Raw genomic sequence first — 17,656 nt, 5'->3', positions numbered from 1 at the left:
CCTTCATGGAAGATGCAGTCATCGTCTCCGCCGCGCGCACGCCGATCGGCAAGGCGTTTCGCGGGATGTTCAACGATACCGACGCGCCGGTGCTCGGCGGCCACGTCGTGCGCTCGGCGATCGAGCGAGCGGGCGTCGCGCCCGGCGACGTCGACGACGTGCTGATCGGCTGCGCCGCGCAGCAGGGCTCGCAGGGCTACAACATCGGCCGGCTGTCGGCCGTCGCGGCGGGCCTGCCCGCGTCGGTGCCGGGGATGGCGATCGACCGGATGTGCTCGTCCGGCCTGATGACGATCGCGACCGCCGCGCGCAGCGTCGGCGCGGGCGATGCGCGGATCGTCGTCGCGGGCGGCGTCGAGTCGATCACGCTGACGCAGAACAAGCACAAGAACGCATATCGCGCGCGTTCGCAGGCGGTGCTCGCGCAGCAGCCGGCCGCGTACATGGCGATGATCGAGACGGCCGAGGTCGTGTCGCGCCGCTACGGGATCTCGCGCGCGGACCAGGACGCGTACGCGCTGCAAAGCCAGCAGCGTACCGCCGCCGCGCAGGCGGCCGGCCGCTTCGACGCGGAGATGGCGCCGCTCGACGTGCGCCGTGCGCTGTTCGACAAGGAAGGCAACGCGACCGGCCACGAGGATGTGCGCGCGACGCGCGACGAATGCGCGCGCGCCGATACGTCGGCCGCGAGCCTCGCCGGGTTGAAGCCGGTGTGGAGCGGCGGCGAAGCCGTCGCGCAGGGCGAGTTCGTGACGGCGGGCAATGCGTCGCAGCTGTCGGACGGCGCGGCGGCGGTGGTCGTGATGTCGCGCGCCGAAGCGAAGGCGCGCGGCCTCGCGCCGCTCGGCACGTTCCGTGGGCTCACGGTCGCCGGTTGCGAGCCGGACGAGATGGGCATCGGCCCGGTGTTCGCGGTGCCGAAGCTGCTCGACCGCTTCGGCCTGACCGTGCGCGACGTCGGCCTGTGGGAGCTGAACGAGGCGTTCGCGTGCCAGGTGCTGTATTGCCGCGACAAGCTCGGCATTCCTGACGACCGGCTGAACGTCGACGGCGGCGCGATCGCGCTCGGCCATCCGTTCGGCATGTCCGGCACGCGGATGACGATGCACGCGCTGCTCGAAGGCGCGCGCCGAGGCGTGAGTCACGTCGTCGTGACGATGTGCATTGGCGGCGGCATGGGCGCCGCCGCGCTGTTCGAGGTCGGTGCATGACGGCCGTGCCCGGACGCGCGCGGACATGACCGCCCCGCATTCAGGACGATTCGAGGCCGCGGCGTAGACCGCCGGCCCGAGCCTTGCATGGGACCGGAGTAAGCGCTAAAGCGCCAACTCTGGTCGACAGGAGACAGAAGATGAAACGAACGTTGCCCGGACTCGCGATGTCGGCGCTCGTGCTAGGCGCCGCGCTGTTCGCGTTCTCGCCGCGCCCGCTGCCGGCGTTCCCCGCGACCGCGATTCACGCGGATCGCCTGCAGATCAATGGCCTCGCGCGGGCCGGCGCGCGGATCGTCGCGGTCGGCGAGCGCGGCGTGATCCTGCTCTCGGACGACGGCGGCAAGCACTGGCGCCCCGCGTCCGTCACGCCGGACCAGCCGTCGACGCTCACGCAGGTCACGTTCGTCACGCCGACGCTCGGTATCGCGGTTGGCCACGACGGCCGCATCGTGCGCACCGACGACGCCGGCGAGCACTGGCGCGAAGTGCATGCCGACCACGAACATTCCGATCCGCTGCTGTCGGTGTGGGGTACCGCGAACGGCCCGCTGTTCGTATCCGGCAGCTTCGGCCAGCTGCTGCGCTCGGACGATGCCGGGCTCACGTGGCAGCCGCTGAAGACGCCGGTCGGCGACCGCCATCTGAACGCGATCGTCGGCGACGGCCACGGCAATCTGCTGATCGCCGGCGAAAGCGGCACGCTGCTGCGCTCGACCGACAACGGCGCGACCTGGGACAAGCGGCCGTCGCCGTACCAAGGCTCGCTGTTCGGCGCGCTGATGCTCGCGAACGGTGACTGGGTCGCGTACGGGATGCGCGGCAACGTCGTGCGCAGCTCCGATCGCGGCGAGACGTGGACGCACGTCGACAGCCACATTCCGACGTCGTATTTCGGCGCGACGCAACTCGGCGACGGCGAACTGGTGCTGGTGGGCCAGGGCGGCGCGATCGTCGCGTCGCGCGACGGCGGCCTGACGTTCGACGTGCGCAAGCTCGGCGGCGTGCAGAGCCTCGCGGCGGTGCTCGACATGGGGCACGGCGCGCTGCTGCTCGGCGGCGAGGCGGGCATCGCACCGCTCGCCGTCGTGTCGCCGCCGCCCGCATCGCCGTCGACGCCGCCCGCACCGCAGTCGTCACCGTCGTCACCGTCGTGATGCGGCCGCGCCCGCCCTTTCCGCTTCGATAGTCCGCTTCGACGTGAGACACCCATGAACGACCTGTCCCGCCCTCAAGATTCCGTACCCGCTACGCGCCTCGCGGCGTTCGTCGACCGCTGCGCCGACGCGATCGTCCGCTGGCGGCGCCTGCTGCTCGTGCTGTGCGTCGCGGTGACGCTCGCGCTCGGCCTGTCCGCGACGCGCCTGCGCCTCGACCCGGGCTTCAACAAGATGATCCCGATGCAGCACCCGTACATGCAGGTGTTCAACCGCTACGCGGGCGCGTTTCCGGGCGCGAACACGATTCTCGTGAGCCTGCGCTGGAAGGGGCAGGGCGACATCTACAACCAGCCGTTCATGGACGCGCTGCGCCACGCGACCGACGACGTGTTCTTCATCCCCGGCGTCAATCGCTCGCGCGTGTTCTCGCTGTTCACGCCGAACGTCCACTACACGGAAGTGACCGAGGCGGGCTTTCGCGGCGACGTCGTCGTGCCCGGGCAGTTCTCGAGCGCGAACCCGGACGATCTCGGGAAAGTGCGGCGCAATGTTGCGCGCTCCGGGCAGATCGGCCGGCTCGTCGGCAACGACCTGAAGTCGGCGCTGATCCGCGCGGAGTTGCGCGAGACCGACCCGGCGACCGGCAAGCGGCTCGACTACAGCGCGGTCGCGAAGCAGCTCGAGCAGATCCGCGCGCGGTATGCGAGCAAGGACGTCGACGTGAACATCATCGGCTTCGCGAAGCTCGTCGGCGACGTCGAGGCGGGGATCGCCGGCGTGATCACGTTCTTCGCGGTCGCGTTCCTCGTGACGGCCGCGCTGCTGTTCGCCTATACGCGCTCGCTGAAGACCACCGTGCTCGCGCTGGCGGTCGCGCTGCTGCCGGTCGTGTGGCTGCTCGGTGCGCTGCCGGTGCTCGGGCTCGGCATCGATCCGATGTCGATCCTCGTGCCGTTCCTGATCTTCTCGATCGGCGTGTCGCATGCGGTGCAGATGACGAACGCGTGGAAGCAGGCGCTCGTCAGGGGCGAGGCGCCCGTCGGCGCCGCGCGCGACGCGTTCCGCAAGCTGTTCGTGCCCGGCACGGTCGCGCTGCTGACGAACGCGCTCGGCTTCATGGTGATCATGCGGATCAAGATCGACATCGTGCGCGAGCTCGGCATCACCGCGTGCCTCGGCGTGCTGCTGATGATCGTCACGAACAAGGTGTTCCTGCCGATTCTGCTGTCGTACACGAAGCTCGAGCGCGGCGCGCTGGCCCGCGCGCAGCGCACGGCGGCGGCCGGCGGCGGCAGGATGTGGAACGGCTTCGCGACGTTCGCGCGGCCGCTGCCCGCGCTCGGCGTGTTCGCGGTCGCGCTCGCGCTGCTCGCGTACGGCGCGCTCGAATCGCGCAAGCTCGAGATCGGCGACATCGGCACCGGCGCGCCCGAGCTGCGCGCGACGTCCCGCTACAACGTCGACAACGCCGCGATCACGCATCAGTACGACATCGGCGTCGACGTGCTGTCGGTGATCGTCGAGACGACCGGCTTCGACGACGCGTGCCTGCATTACCCGGTGATGAGCGGAATCGAGAAGTTCGAAATGTATATGCGCGGCGTCGCGGGCGTGCAGTCGGTGACGAGCGTCGCGTCGCAGGGCAAGGTGTTCATCGCCGCATTTAACGAGGGCAATCCGCGCTGGGCCGCGCTGCCGCGCTCGAGCGACGGACTCACGCAGGGCGCGAACGCGTACGACCCGGACAACGGGATGAACACCGCGAACTGCAAGGCGATCCAGGTGCTGATCTACACGTCGAATCACGAGGGCAAGACGATCGCGCACATCGTCAGCGAGATCAAGCGCTTCGCGGCCGAGAACCCGACGCCGAACGTCGCGTTCCGGCTCGCGGGCGGCAACGTCGGCGTGATGGCGGCGACCAATGAGGCGGTGGCCGACGCCGAGATCGCGATGCTGGCGTCGATCTTCGGTGCGATCGCGCTGCTCTGCGCGGTCACGTTCCGGTCGTGGCGCGCGGTGCTGTGCATCATCGTGCCGCTGACGCTCGTGTCGATTCTCTGCAACGCGGTGATGGCGCTGCTCGGCATCGGGCTGAAAGTCGCGACGCTGCCGGTGATCACGCTCGGCGTCGGTGTCGGCGTCGATTACGGGATCTATCTGTACGAGCGCCTGCAGCACGACATCCGCGAAGGCGCGACGCTGCCCGACGCGTTCGCCGACGCGATGCGCCAGCGCGGCACCGCGGCGCTGTTCACCGCGGTCACGATGTTCATCGGTGTCGGCACGTGGGCGTTCTCCGCGCTGAAGTTCCAGGTCGACATGGGCGTGCTGCTCGCGTTCATGTTCCTCGTGAACCTGTTCGGCGCGGTGTTCCTGCTGCCGGCGCTCGCCGCGTGGCTCGGCGTCGAGCGCGCGGAGCGGCGCGTGCAGCTGCATCCGGCGCTGTCCGGCGCGGCGGCGGGCGCGGGCGCGTCGAGTGCGCCCGCCGCGCCCGCGTCGAGCGCGAACCGCGCCCGCGCCGCCGAATCCGGTCGTGCCGGCGCGCTCGAATCCGGCCATCCGACGCATTGAACCGATGCCCCCGCGCGCGGCCGGCGAGGCCGGCCGCCGCGCGAACCGAACCGACAAGGAGACGACTCACATGTCCGCACGCCCCTACAAGATCGAAGCCCAACCGCTCGTCGAGCGCTACGCGCGCGGCTGGCATTGCCTCGGGCTCGCCCGCGACTACAAGGACGGCGAGCCGCACACGCTGAACATTTTCGGGCGCAAGCTCGTCGCGTTCGCGGATTCGGCCGGCAACGTGAACGTGATCGACGCGTATTGCCCGCACATGGGCGCGGACCTGAGCCAGGGCCGGATCGAAGGCGATACCGTCGTGTGCCCGTTCCACGGCTGGGCGTGGAACGGCGCGGGCCAGTGCGCGTCGATTCCGTATTGCAAGCGGATTCCGCCGAAGGCGCGCATCGCCGCATGGCCGACTTGCGAGCAGAACAGGCTGCTGTTCGTCTGGAACGATCCGGAAGGCAATCCGCCGCCGCCCGAGGTGGCGATTCCGCGGCTCGAGCACTGTTTCTCCGACGAATGGTCGGACTGGGTCGTCGACAAGATGGTGATCCAGACGAACTGCCGCGAGCTCGTCGACAACATCTCCGACGCCGCGCATTTCGGCACCGTGCATCGCGCGCCGGTCGACTATTTCGCGAACCTGTTCGAGGATCACAAGGCGACGCAGCTGATGGTCGGCCGCAGCGAACGGCTGGGCGACGACCGGTTGATCGCGCTGTCGACGTATTTCGGGCCGGCCGTGCATATCACGCAGATGACCGGGCAGGCGAACGGGCATCCGATCCATTCGGTGCTGCTCAACTGCCACGTGCCGATCGACATGAACAGCTTCGAGCTGCGTTACGGCGTGATCGTGAAGAAGCTGCCGGGGCTCTCCGACGAGCAGAACATGGAGATGGCGACGGCCTATGTGAAGGAGGCGCAGCGTGCGTTCTACGAGGACGTCGACATCTGGCACAGCAAGACGCGGGTCGACAATCCGCTGCTGTGCGAGGGCGACGGGCCGATCTATCAGAGCCGCGACTGGTATTCGCAGTTCTATCTCGATGTGGCGGATGTGCGGCCGTCGAGCGTCGCGAGGAGGGTGTTCGAGCTGAAGATTCGGGAGGGGGAGGCGCCGCCGGAGCTGCATCACGTGTTCGAGCGGTAGGCGGCGGAGATCGTCGATGCGCTGCATCGGGACGCGCGCGGGCACGCGAAGCGGGCGATTGGCGATGGCCCGGGCAACCCGCCGGGGCCATTGATATGGCGGCGATGGGCATCACGCCATTGAACGATGACGGGCGGTGATTGCCGCCATCCTTACGGCGTTTGCAGCGTCCCATCCTTCAGCCGCGTCTGCGTCCAGGTGGTCACCGTGTTTTCGCACGGATATTTCGCCGCCTCCGCTTCATCGATGTCCACGCCCAGGCCCGGCTTGTCATTGGCATACACGTGCCCGTTCCGGAATTCGGGAAGGCCGGGGAATACATCGAGCAATGCCGCTCTCGGCCCCTTGAGTTCCTGAATCACGAAGTTCGGCGGCTCGGTGCCGGACCATTCCTGCACGCCGAAATTGCGCGCGGCGAGGTCGATGTGGATGTTCGCCGCGTGCGCGAGCGGCGACATGTCGCCCGGACCGTGCCATGCGGTCCTGACGCCGAACTGCTCGGCAAATATCTGCAGTTTGCGCCCCGCGGTGATGCCGCCGATCTGACTCAGGTGAACGCGGATGTAATCGATCAACCGCTCGGTGATCAGGAATCGCCATTCATACGGATTGTTGAAGAGTTCGCCCTGCGCCAGCGGAGTCGTCGTCTTCTCGCGCAACTGACGGATCCACTCGCCTTCTTCGAGCGCGATCGCGTCTTCGAGAAAGAACAGATCGTACTGCTCGAGCTCGCACGCGAACCGGATCGCTTCGACCGGCTTCAGACGCTCATGCACGTCGTGACACAACTCGACATCAAAGCCCACCTTGCTGCGAATGCCGTCGAACAGCTTGAGCGTTTCGCGCATGTATTTTCTGCTGTCGAGGTACACGCCGTCCGCCGCGCCTAGCGGCGTGCCCGCCGGCGCCTTGCCGTAACCGTCGCCGCCGTAGCCGCCGCTCTGGCAGCGGATGTGCGTGATGCCTTGCTCGCGATACTTCTGGATGTTCTCGCACAGCTCGTTCAGATTGCGGCCGTCCGCATGGCGATAGATGGGCACGCCTTCGCGGCACTTTCCGCCGAACAGCTGATAGAGCGGCATGTTCGCCATCTTGCCCTTGATGTCCCACAACGCCATGTCGACGCCCGAGATCGCGTTGTTCTCGATCGGACCATTGCGCCAGTACGCATTCTGGTGCATCAACTGCCACAGCTCCTCGATCGCTTCGGCATCGCGCCCGATCAGCAGCGGCCGCAGATACGCTTCGATCAAGCATTGGACCGCCACGTGCCGGTACGCGAACGTCGCGCATCCGAGACCGACCAAGCCCGGCTGGTTGGTCTCGACCTTGACGACGATCAGGTTGATGCCTTCCGGCGCGGTCAGGATGACCTTTACATCCGTGATGAGAGTTGTCATGTCCGTCTGTCAGAGGTGAGTGGTCAGTGAGTTTCCGTGGCGGCGGAAAGCGACCCGCTTCGCTTGACACGCTGTTCCGACGACGCGGGAAGCATGATCGTCAGGATCACGGACAACAGCAGCGAAATCGCCATGAAGATATAGGAGACGGCAGGGCTGCCGGTCGCGCCGTTCAGATAGCCGACGATCCAGGACCCGAGGAATGCGCCCAGCGCGCCACTGGAATTGATGAGCCCGATCGCTCCGCCGAGAACGTTGCTCGGGATCAGCTCGGGCACGAGCGCGAAGAACGGCCCATACGGCGCGTACATCGTCGCTCCCGCGACGACCAGCAGACCGAACGAGATCCAGAAGTGCGATCCGCCAACCAGGTACGACGCGACGAGCGCGATCGTCCCGACGAGCAGCAGCGGCCAGACGAACAGCTTGCGGTTGCGCGTCTTGTCGGAGAGCCAGGACGCAAGCAGCATCAGCACGATGGCGGCGAGATACGGCACGGCGGAGAGCCAGCCGACCGACACGATATCGATCGTCGATGCGGACTTGAGAATCGACGGCAGCCACATGATGAAGCCGTACACGCCGATGCTCCACAGTGCGTGGATCGCGCAGCATTTCAGCAACATCGGCGAACGGAAGGCCGCCTTGTAATTGCGCACCGGCGCGATGTGCGCCTGTTCCGCCACCAGACGTGCGTTGAGTTCGGTCTTTTCCGCATCGGTCATCCAGTGCGCGTCGGCCGGGCGATCCTTGACCGTGAACCACCACACGACCGCCCAGACGAGCGCGGGCAGCCCTTCGAGCACGAACATCTCGCGCCATCCGAAACTGTGCACCAGATAACCCGACACCACCGACATCCACAGAACGGTCACCGGGTTGCCGAGAATCAGGTACGTATTGGCGCGCGAGCGTTCGTTGCGCGTGAACCATCGGCTGATGTACATCAGCATCGACGGCATCACCGCGGCCTCGACCACGCCGAGCGTGAAGCGCAGCACCATCAGCATCGGGATGTTGTTGACCATGCCGGTGGCGGCGGCGCACAGGCCCCACAGGATCAGGCTGAAGAAGATCAGCTTCTTCACGCTGTTGCGCTGCGCGTAGATCGCGCCGGGCACCTGAAACAGGCAGTAGCCGAGAAAGAACAGCGAGCCGATCAGCGCCGACGTGCCGGACGTGACGCCGAGATCCTTGTTGATGCCCGCCGCGGCCGCGAAGCCATAGTTCGCGCGGTCCAGATAGGCGAGGCTGTAGGTGATGAAGATGATGGGCATCAGATACCACCATCTCTGGGTTGCTACGGGTTTGACGCTTTCCATGATGTCTCCGGATGGCAAGGCGCAAGGACGGTTCGATTCGCGCGGGCCGCCTTGGGTTCTTATGTTCTCCGCGCGAACCTGAATTCAAAGGACGGCGAGCCACCCGCCGTCGACGTAGATGATCTGGCCGTTCACGTAGCTCGACGCGGCCGACGACAGATACACCGCCGTGCCGACGAGTTCTTCCGGCTTGCCCCAGCGCTGGGACGGATTGCTGCTCTTCACCCACGCATCGAACGTCGCGTTCTCGATGAGGGGCTTGTTCATGTCGGTGAGGATGTAGCCCGGGCCGATCGCGTTCGCCTGAATGTTCGACGACGCCCATTCGGCGCTCATCGCGCGGGTCAGCATCTTGATGCCGCCCTTGGCCGCCGTGTACGCGCCGACCGTCGCGCGCGCGCCTTCGCTCGTGAGCGAGCCGATGTTGACGATCTTGCCGCCGGTGCCGCGCGCGATCATGCGTCGCGCTGCCTGTTTCGCGACGATGAACGCGCTGGTCAGATTGGTGTCGATCACGCGCTGCCAGTCGCTCAGTTCGAGCTCGACGAGCGGCTTGCGAAACTGGATGCCGGCATTGTTGACGACGATGTCGATCTGCACGCCGTCCTGGTCCCATTGCGCGAACGCGTCGGCGACGGCCTGTTCGTCGGTCACGTCGAACGCGCGGCCTTGCGCGTCGAATCCTTTGGCCGCGAGCCGGTCGACCGCGGCGGCGACCGTATCGGCCCGCGTGCCGTTCAGGATCACGCGCGCGCCGGCCGTCGCGAGCCCTTCGGCGAGCGCAAAGCCGATGCCGCGCGCCGAGCCGGTCACGAGCGCCGTGCGGCCGCTCAGATCGAATAGTGAAGTCATGTGCTTGCTCCTCTCGATGGTCAGGAATGAGGCGCGAGCGCGCCCCTCGCGGCCGGTTCTCCGGCCGCGATGATGTGAATGTCGACTCCGCTGGCTAACGTGGTGTCAGACGGGCGTCAGACGGGCTTGCCGGTGTCGGCGCGATTCAGTGCGGCGCGGTCTTCGAAGTCCTGCTCGGCGCGCTTGATGAGCGTGAGCACCGCTGCTTCCGCCGCGGCCGGATCGCCTTGCTCGATCGCGATGCAAATCGCTTCATGCATCGGCAGCGAACGGGCCGGGCCGCCGGCGATTTCCGAGCTGAGTTCGAAGCTCGTCCGCAGGATCGCCGACAAAGCGTTCTGCATCTGCTGGACGAACTGGTTGTGGCACGCGGTGAGGATCGCGCCGTGAAACGCGAGATCGGCCGGGACGTACTCGCCGTCGCCCGCGACGGCGCGCTCCATCGCCCGGTACGCGCGCCGCACCGCAGTGCGATCGTCGTCGGTGGCGCGCAGCGCGGCCAACCGGGCCGCGTTGGGCTCGATGATCAGCCGCAGTTCCATCAGATCCTGGATCAGACCCTCGTCGATCGCGCCGGCCCGGGCGCGCCAGGTCATCACGTCCGGATCGAACAGCTGCCACTGCGTGCGCGGCAGCACGACCGTGCCGTAACGACGGCGCACTTGTAGCATGCCCTTGGCGGACAGCGATTTGACCGTTTCGCGGATGGTGATGCGGCTCACCTGCAATTGTTCGGCGAGCACGTCCTCGGCCGGGAGAATGTCGCCCGGTGCGAACTGGCCGGAGCAAATCTGCTCGCCCATTCGATTCAGAACTTGCCGGTGTAGCGTCGCCATCAATGCCTCTCTAGATCATACGTATGATGTAGAAGAGTAGGCGGATGGACGTCTTGCCACAATTCGGGTTGACCCGAGGCCGTCGGGTTGACGGGCGCGTTCGCCGGCTGATGATTCAAGCGGATCGTGCGGGGCGTCCTCGAACCCGCGCGCTACGCCGCTTCAAACATCGAAGTACAGATAAAACTCCCACGGATGCGGCCGCATCCTGACCGGATCGACTTCCCGCCTGCGCTTGAAGTCGATCCACGTCCGGATCAGGTCGTCGCTGAACACGTCCCCCTTGCGCAGGAACGCGTTGTCGTCTTCGAGCGCTTGCAGCGCGGCATCGAGCGAGCCCGGCACCTGGCGGATGTTGCGCGCGACTTCGGGCGGCAGGTCGTAGATGTTCCGGTCGAGCGGATCGCCGGGGTCGATCCGGTTCTCGATGCCGTCGAGGCCGGCCATCAGCATCGCCGCGAACGCGAGGTACGCGTTCGCCGACGGATCCGGGCAGCGGAACTCGACGCGCCGCGCATTCGGCGCATCCGAATACATCGGGATGCGCGCCGCGGCGGACCGGTTGCGCTGCGACATCGCGAGATTCACCGGCGCTTCATAGCCCGGCACCAGCCGCTTGTACGAATTCGTCGACGGCGCGCAGAACGCCATCAGCGCGGGTGCGTGCCGCAGCAGGCCGCCGATGTACCAGCGGCACGTCTGCGACGTCAGCGCCCAGCCGCTCGCGTCGTAGAAGAGGTTGCGCTCGTCGTCCCACAGGCTCTGGTGACAGTGCATGCCGCTCGCGTTGTCGCCGTAGAGCGGCTTCGGCATGAACGTGGCGACCTTGCCGTGCCGGCGCGCGACGTTCTTGCAGACGTACTTGAAGATCATCACGTTGTCGGCCATCTGCGTGAGCGCCGCGAACCGCATGTCGATTTCGTTCTGTCCGGCCGTCGCCACTTCGTGGTGATGCACTTCGACCTGCACGCCCGCCCGCTGCAGCGTCAACGCGATCTCGGAGCGGATCTCCTGCAGCGTGTCCTGCGGCGGCACCGGGAAATAGCCTTCCTTGTAGCGGGTCTTGTAGCCGAGATTGCCGCCGCCGAACGCGCCTTCGTCGCGGCCCGTATTCCAGTCGCCTTCGGCCGATTCGACGCAGTAGTGGCCGCTGTGCTGGTCCTGCCCGAAACGGACCGAGTCGAAGATGAAGAATTCGAGCTCCGGGCCGAAGTAGCACGTCGTCGCGATGCCGGTCTGCCTCAGGTAATGTTCGGCCTTTTTCGCGACATAGCGCGGATCGCGCGAATACGGTTGCCTCAGCACCGGATCGACGACGTCGCAAATCAGCGACAGCGTCGGCGTGTCGAATACCGGATCGATGAACGCGGTGGCGGGGTCCGGCCGCAGCAGCATGTCCGATTCGTGGATCTCCTGGAAGCCGCGGATCGACGAACCGTCGAAACCGATGCCGGATTCGAACAGGCCTTCGTGAACTTCGGGCATCGTGATCGAGAAGTGCTGCCACTGGCCCGGCAAGTCGCTGAACTTCAGATCGACGATCTGAAGATCGCGCCTGCGCACCAGATCGATCACGTCTTGCGCGCTTTCGGGCCGCACGACGCGATAACTGCCCGCGTCGACGGAGACGGCCGGCGGCGACCGGGGCGGCGCTTGCGTATCGGACATGGGCGTTCGCTCAGTGCTCTTCACGCATGCCGGTCAGGCGGGCCTCGCCGGCATCCCTCGCGGCGGCAGCCGTGCCGTATGTGTCCTCCGACACGAGCGCGCGCTTGACGGTCTGCGCATCGAAATCGACGAGCGAAAGCACCCAGACGAACGCGCCGGCATGTTCCGCTGTTTGCACGAAGGCGCGCACGTTGCCGCTGGTTTCCGCATTCATGGCGATCTCCTTGAAAAAGGGGGCAGCTCGATCAGTCCGATCATGCAACATAGATTTTAGGCAATAGAAACGCACGCATTGCGACCGGTTTGGGCGGCGCCGATGTTCAAGTGTTCGACCCTTTTCGAGGCGCCCGCATGCGTTCTTCCGCACGTGTCCTCCTATACTTCACCGTTGATGGACACCCACTCCGACCGGCGCGAGGGCAGACACATGGATGGTGACGACCCGCTCATCCCGGCCGGGCAGCCCGCGCGTCGCCGCGTGCAGGTCTGGGATCTGCCGACGCGCCTGTTTCATTGGCTGATGGTCGTGCTGGTGGCGGCGGCCTATGTGAGCATCCGGTTCAACTGGCTCGGCTTGCACGTTCGCGTCGGCGAAACGCTGCTCGTGCTCGTGCTGTTCCGGTTGCTGTGGGGCTGCTTCGGCAGCGAGACGGCGCGGTTTCGCAGCTTTCTGAAGTCGCCCGCGGCCGCGCTCGGGCACCTGCGGCGGCTGTTTCGCCGCGAGCCTGACCTCGAGGTCGGCCACAACCCGGCCGGCGGATGGATGGTGCTGCTGTTGCTCGCGTTGCTGTCGGTCGAGACGCTGAGCGGGCTCTACGTGTACAACGACGTCGAGGACGTTGGCCCGCTGACCCCATGGGTGCCGGCGGCGCTCGCCGACGCAATCGACGATCTGCACATTATCCTGTGGGACGTGCTGCTCGCGGCGGTCGCACTGCACGTGCTCGCCATCGCGCTCTATGCGGCAGCCAAAGGGCACAACCTGCTGCGCCCGATGCTGACCGGCCGCAAGTCGCTTCCGGCCAGCATTCGTGCGCCGCGCGTCGCGCCGGCGGGGCGGGCGCTTTTGCTGCTGGCGGCGGCGGTCGCCGCCGTGGCGCTGCTCGCGACGTATTTATGAGCGCGCGATGAACGCATGGCGCACCGGCCGCGCCCGTTCCGGCCCCGGCCGCGCCCGATCCGGCGCCGGCACCGGGTTCCGTTACGCTCCGTCGCGTTCCGGCGGCCGGCCCGCCCGGATCAGGATCAGGCCGCGACCTCCCGCGCCCTTGCCATCGTCAGTGCCGTATCCTCGATCATGTCCTCCTGACCGCCGACGAGCCGCTGCCGCCCGAGCTCGACGAGGATGTCGCGCGCGGGAATCCCGTACTTCGCTTCCGCGCGCTTCGCGAACAGCAGGAACGACGAATACACGCCCGCATAGCCGAGCGCCAGCGCATCGCGATCGAGGCGGATCGGCGTGTCCATGATCGGCACGACGAGATCCTCGGCGACGTCCGAAATGCCGAACACGTCGACGCCGGTCTCGATCCCCATCCGCGTGCACACCGCGACGAACACCTCCATCGGCGTATTCCCCGCACCCGCGCCGAGGCCGGCGGCCGCCGCGTCGATCCGGTTCGCGCCCGCCGCGATCGCCGCGATCGAGTTCGCGACGCCCATCGCCAGGTTATGATGCCCGTGGAAACCCAGCTCCGTCTCCGGCTTCAGCGCGGCGCGCACCTGGCCGATCCGAGCGGTCACGTCCTCGGGCAGCATGTAGCCGGCCGAATCGGTGATGTAGATGCAGTTCGCGCCGTACGACTCCATCAGCTTCGCCTGCTTGACGAGCTGCTCCGGCGGCGACATGTGCGCCATCATCAGGAATCCGACGGTATCGAGCCCGAGCGTGCGCGCGAGCCCGATATGCTGCTCGGACACGTCCGCCTCGGTGCAGTGCGTCGCGACGCGGATCGTGCCGACGCCGAGTTCATGCGCCATCCGCAGATGGTCGACGGTGCCGATGCCCGGCAGCAGCAGCGCGGACACCTTCGCGCGCTTCAGTTCCGGAATCACCGCGCTCAGATAGGCCTCGTCGGTATGCGCGGGAAAGCCGTAGTTGACCGACGCGCCGCCGAGGCCGTCGCCGTGCGTGACCTCGATCAGCGGCACGCCGGCCGCGTCGAGCCCGCGCGCGATGGTGCGCATCTGGTCGAGCGAGATCTGGTGGCGCTTCGGGTGCATCCCGTCGCGCAGGGTCATGTCGTGAACGGTGATTTTCTTGCCTGCAAGTGACATCGCGTGGCTCCTCATGCGGTGGCGGCCGTCGCGGCCAGCATCTGTTCGGCGAAGCGCTCGGCGGTCGCGGCCGCGGCGGCGGTCATGATGTCGAGATTGCCCGCGTATTTCGGCAGATAGTCGCCGAGCCCTTCGACTTCCATGAACACCGACACGCGGTTGCCGTCGAACACCGGCCCGTTCTTCAGCGTGTAGCCGGGCACGTAGCGCTGCACTTCCTTGACCATCGCGTGCACCGACGCGGTGATCGCGTCGACGTCCGGCGGGCCGTCGGTCAGGCAGTGGATCGTGTCGCGCATGATCAGCGGCGGCTCGGCCGGGTTGATCACGATGATCGCCTTGCCCTGGCGCGCGCCGCCGACCCGCTCGATCGCGCCGGCCGTCGTGCGCGTGAACTCGTCGATGTTCTTGCGCGTGCCGGGGCCGACCGATTTCGACGACACCGTCGCGACGATCTCGCCGTACGCGACCGGCTGCACGCGCGACACCGCGTAGACCATCGGAATCGTCGCCTGGCCGCCGCACGTGACCATGTTCACGTTCATCTGCTCGGTGTCGAGGTGCGCGTCGAGGTTCACCGGCGGCACGCAGTACGGGCCGATCGCGGCGGGCGTCAGGTCGATCACCCGCACGCCGAGCGCGGTCAGCTTGTCGGAATGCTCGCGGTGCACGTACGCGGACGTCGCGTCGAACGCGATGCGGATGTCGTCGGCGGCGACGTGCGGCAGCAGCCCGTCGACACCCTGGTCGGTGGTCTTCAGGCCGAACTCGCGCGCGCGCGCGAGGCCGTCGGACGCCGGATCGACGCCGACCATCCACACCGGCTCGAGCACCGCGGAGCGGCGCAGCTTGTACAGCAGATCGGTGCCGATGTTGCCCGGCCCGATCAGCGCGCATCTGATCTTCTTCATGGGATTTCCTGGTTAGACAAAGCGGACGGAACAGCTGCCGATGCCTTCGATATGCATCGACAGCGCGTCGCCGGCGACGACGGGAATCAGCTTCGCGAGCGAGCCGGACAGCACGATCTCGCCGGCGAGCAGCGGCACGCCGAACGCGGCGAGCGTGTTCGCGAGCCACGCGACCGCGTCGGCCGGGTGGCCGAGCGCCGCGTCGCCGCGGCCCTGCGCGACCGGCTCACCGTTCTTCTCGATCGTCATCTCGCACGCGGCGAGGTCGAGCGCGCGCGGATCGACGCGCGCGTCGCCGAGCACGTAGACGCCGCACGACGCGTTGTCGGCGACCGTGTCCTCGATGCGGATCGCCCAGTCGCGAATCCGCGAATCGACGATCTCGAAGCACGGCGCGACGGCCTCGGTTGCGGCGATCACGTCGTCGCGGGTGATGCCGGGGCCGCGCAGGTCCCGCGCGAGCACGAACGCGATCTCGCCCTCGGCGCGCGGCGCGATCAGCGAATCGGCGGCGATCGCGTCGCCGGCCGCGTAGTGCATGCCGGACAGCAGGATGCCGAAGTCCGGCTGGCGCACGTCGAGCATGTCCTGCACGGCCTGGCTCGTCACGCCGATCTTCTTGCCGACGACCGATTCGCCTTGCGCGAGCCGCCGCTCGATGAAGCGCTGCTGGATGCGGTACGCATCCTCGAGCGACAGCCGGCGCGGCCGGCTCGACAGCGGCGCGACCGGCGTACGCGCGCGCCACGCGGCGTACAGCTCGTCGCCGAGCGCGGTATGCAACAGGGAAGACATGTTGGGCCCTCGAATGGAAAACGCCCGCGTCACGCGGGCGGCATCGTCATGCCGGGGCGGCGCCCCGGCGGGTCGGATGCTCGGTTGCGCTCAGTTGCCCGAGCCGCGGATCGCGTCCGGCGAGAAATACGCTTCGGTGAACTGCGGGCTGCTGTCGAGCTTCGGCATCGGCCCCTGGTTCGTCAGACGGTCCGCGAGGTACGCGCCCGAGATCAGGTCGTGATAGAACACCGTGCTCGGATAGAACGTCTTCGCGTCGAACGCGTACATCGTCGTCGCGATGTTCGTGCGCCACAGCTGGCCGCGCGCGTCGTAGTTGTCGGCGAGCACCGCGATCCACGAATCCTCGTCGAGGTACAGCTCGCGCTTCGCGTACTGATGGCGGAAGCCGCTCTTGAGCGTCGCCTGCAGCACCCACACGCGATGCAGCTCGTAGCGCATGTACGCCGGATTCTCGTGGCCCTTCGTCAGCAGATCGCTGTACTTCACCGACGGGTCCATGATCTTGTAGTTGTCGTACGGCACGTAGATCTCGCGCTTGCCGAGAATCTTCCAGTCGTAGCGTTCGCCGGAGCCGTTGAACAGGCGATCGTCGTCGACGGTGCGGAAGCCGCCCGGCCCTTGCGGCTGGTCGTAGCCGTATTCGGGGGCCTGGCGCACGCGGCGCGTGCCCGGGTTGTAGACCCACGTGCGCGACGTGTTGTCCGCGCCGGCCTTGTCCCAGTTCTCGTAGCCGACGGTCAGCGTGCCGCGGTCGGACAGCGGCAGCTCGGTCGACACGCGATAGTACGAGCGGTTGTTGATGTCGACCTTGGGGTCGAACTTGCCGTCGTTGCGCGGCGAGTAGATGTCGTAGCGGACCTTGCCCCACGCGATGTCGCCGCCCGGATAGACGACCGCCTGATCGTAGATCGCCTGCTCGGTGCCGATCGCCGACGAGAAGCGCTGGTTCCACAGCAGCTCGGCCGCGGTCTTCGGGATCGGGTACGGCACCTGCGGCGGCGCGTTCGTGAGCCCGTTCGTATCGGACGTCATCGTCGAGTCGGGCGCGTACTTGCGGATATCCTTGTACACCGAGTCGTCGTAGCGGAAGTCGCGATGGCTCGGATAGACCGGAATCTTGAACGTGGTCGGGTAGCGCTTGAGCATCGCCTTCTGGCCGTCGGTCAGATGGTCCGCGTACTGCGCCATGTTCTCGGCGGTGATCGTGAACAGCGGCTTCTCGTTCGCGAACGGATCCGGATAGCGGTTGCCGCGCTTGTACTGCACGTCGGGCGGCGTGCCGAGCCACTTGCCGGTCCACGCGGGCACGCCGTCGTCCTTGCTCGCGGCGCGCTGCGCGCCCATCGGCGTCAGCGTGCTGTCGAGCACTTTCAGGTCATCCTCCGAAATCTTCGAGAACGACGTCGTCGCGACGATCGCGCAGGCGGCCATCACCGATGCGCGCATGAGGGGGAGACGAATTCGCTTCATGACAATCCTCTTGCTGAATGACGAGCGGCC

15 protein-coding genes are annotated in these 17,656 nt (G+C 67.0%); 5 read left to right on the top strand and 10 right to left on the bottom strand.

Annotation, left to right across the window (positions count from 1 at the left end; translation table 11 throughout):
* The first annotated feature begins 5 nt into the window (after positions 1 to 5).
* The 4 genes from HZI36_RS23655 (at position 6) to HZI36_RS23640 (ending at position 6,092) form a co-directional block, all read left to right on the top strand.
* Complete coding sequence (locus tag HZI36_RS23655) at positions 6 to 1,211, top strand: acetyl-CoA C-acyltransferase (RefSeq protein ID WP_179405103.1); 1,206 nt, start codon at positions 6 to 8, stop codon at positions 1,209 to 1,211.
* A 140-nt stretch (positions 1,212 to 1,351) separates the two neighbouring features.
* Positions 1,352 to 2,368, top strand: coding sequence for a WD40/YVTN/BNR-like repeat-containing protein (locus HZI36_RS23650; protein ID WP_246327193.1), 1,017 nt, complete (start codon positions 1,352 to 1,354; stop codon positions 2,366 to 2,368).
* Between the two features lie 54 nt (positions 2,369 to 2,422).
* Entirely contained in the window at positions 2,423 to 4,945 is a 2,523-nt protein-coding gene (locus HZI36_RS23645) for an efflux RND transporter permease subunit (RefSeq protein ID WP_246327192.1), read from the top strand.
* A gap of 70 nt (positions 4,946 to 5,015) precedes the next feature.
* Positions 5,016 to 6,092, top strand: a complete 1,077-nt coding sequence (locus HZI36_RS23640; protein ID WP_179405102.1) for a 3-ketosteroid-9-alpha-monooxygenase, oxygenase component — start codon at positions 5,016 to 5,018, stop codon at positions 6,090 to 6,092.
* Between the two features lie 152 nt (positions 6,093 to 6,244).
* On the opposite strand, the gene HZI36_RS23635 is transcribed toward HZI36_RS23640, so the two are convergent.
* The 6 genes from HZI36_RS23635 to HZI36_RS23610 all read right to left on the bottom strand — a co-directional run bounded on the left by HZI36_RS23635 (position 6,245) and on the right by HZI36_RS23610 (position 12,384).
* Positions 6,245 to 7,492, bottom strand: coding sequence for an enolase C-terminal domain-like protein (locus HZI36_RS23635; protein ID WP_179405101.1), 1,248 nt, complete (start codon positions 7,490 to 7,492; stop codon positions 6,245 to 6,247).
* Between the two features lie 23 nt (positions 7,493 to 7,515).
* Entirely contained in the window at positions 7,516 to 8,814 is a 1,299-nt protein-coding gene (locus HZI36_RS23630) for an MFS transporter (protein ID WP_179405100.1), read from the bottom strand.
* A gap of 84 nt (positions 8,815 to 8,898) precedes the next feature.
* A complete protein-coding gene (locus tag HZI36_RS23625; protein ID WP_179405099.1) occupies positions 8,899 to 9,666 on the bottom strand; it encodes an SDR family oxidoreductase in 768 nt (255 codons plus the stop codon).
* 116 nt (positions 9,667 to 9,782) lie between these two features.
* Positions 9,783 to 10,502, bottom strand: a complete 720-nt coding sequence (locus HZI36_RS23620; RefSeq protein WP_179405098.1) for a FadR/GntR family transcriptional regulator — start codon at positions 10,500 to 10,502, stop codon at positions 9,783 to 9,785.
* 162 nt (positions 10,503 to 10,664) lie between these two features.
* The gene (gene glnA / locus HZI36_RS23615; RefSeq protein ID WP_179405097.1) at positions 10,665 to 12,170 is read right to left on the bottom strand and encodes a type I glutamate--ammonia ligase; all 1,506 of its coding nucleotides are present in this window, start codon (positions 12,168 to 12,170) and stop codon (positions 10,665 to 10,667) included.
* A 10-nt stretch (positions 12,171 to 12,180) separates the two neighbouring features.
* Complete coding sequence (locus tag HZI36_RS23610) at positions 12,181 to 12,384, bottom strand: hypothetical protein (RefSeq protein ID WP_179405096.1); 204 nt, start codon at positions 12,382 to 12,384, stop codon at positions 12,181 to 12,183.
* 213 nt (positions 12,385 to 12,597) lie between these two features.
* Here HZI36_RS23610 and HZI36_RS23605 point away from each other — a divergent pair, with 213 nt between their 5' ends.
* Positions 12,598 to 13,290, top strand: a complete 693-nt coding sequence (locus HZI36_RS23605; RefSeq protein ID WP_179405095.1) for a cytochrome b/b6 domain-containing protein — start codon at positions 12,598 to 12,600, stop codon at positions 13,288 to 13,290.
* Positions 13,291 to 13,415: 125 nt separating this feature from the next.
* On the opposite strand, the gene dmpG is transcribed toward HZI36_RS23605, so the two are convergent.
* The 4 genes from dmpG to HZI36_RS23585 form a co-directional block, all read right to left on the bottom strand.
* Positions 13,416 to 14,447 carry a 4-hydroxy-2-oxovalerate aldolase gene (dmpG, locus tag HZI36_RS23600; protein ID WP_179405094.1) on the bottom strand — a complete coding sequence of 344 codons (1,032 nt, stop codon included), beginning with the start codon at positions 14,445 to 14,447 and terminating at the stop codon, positions 13,416 to 13,418.
* Positions 14,448 to 14,458: 11 nt separating this feature from the next.
* On the bottom strand, positions 14,459 to 15,358 hold the full coding sequence (locus HZI36_RS23595) for an acetaldehyde dehydrogenase (acetylating) (RefSeq protein ID WP_179405093.1): 900 nt from the start codon (positions 15,356 to 15,358) through the stop codon (positions 14,459 to 14,461).
* Between the two features lie 12 nt (positions 15,359 to 15,370).
* The gene (gene dmpE / locus HZI36_RS23590; RefSeq protein WP_179405092.1) at positions 15,371 to 16,153 is read right to left on the bottom strand and encodes a 2-oxopent-4-enoate hydratase; all 783 of its coding nucleotides are present in this window, start codon (positions 16,151 to 16,153) and stop codon (positions 15,371 to 15,373) included.
* Positions 16,154 to 16,243: 90 nt separating this feature from the next.
* Positions 16,244 to 17,626: a DUF1329 domain-containing protein gene (locus HZI36_RS23585; RefSeq protein ID WP_179405091.1), complete on the bottom strand. Its 1,383-nt coding sequence runs from the start codon at positions 17,624 to 17,626 to the stop codon at positions 16,244 to 16,246.
* Between the last annotated feature and the right edge of the window lie 30 nt (positions 17,627 to 17,656).

Source organism: Burkholderia guangdongensis (assembly GCF_013403875.1).
Lineage (GTDB): Bacteria > Pseudomonadota > Gammaproteobacteria > Burkholderiales > Burkholderiaceae > Burkholderia > Burkholderia guangdongensis.
This window is presented reverse-complemented; position numbering and strand designations above follow the sequence as displayed.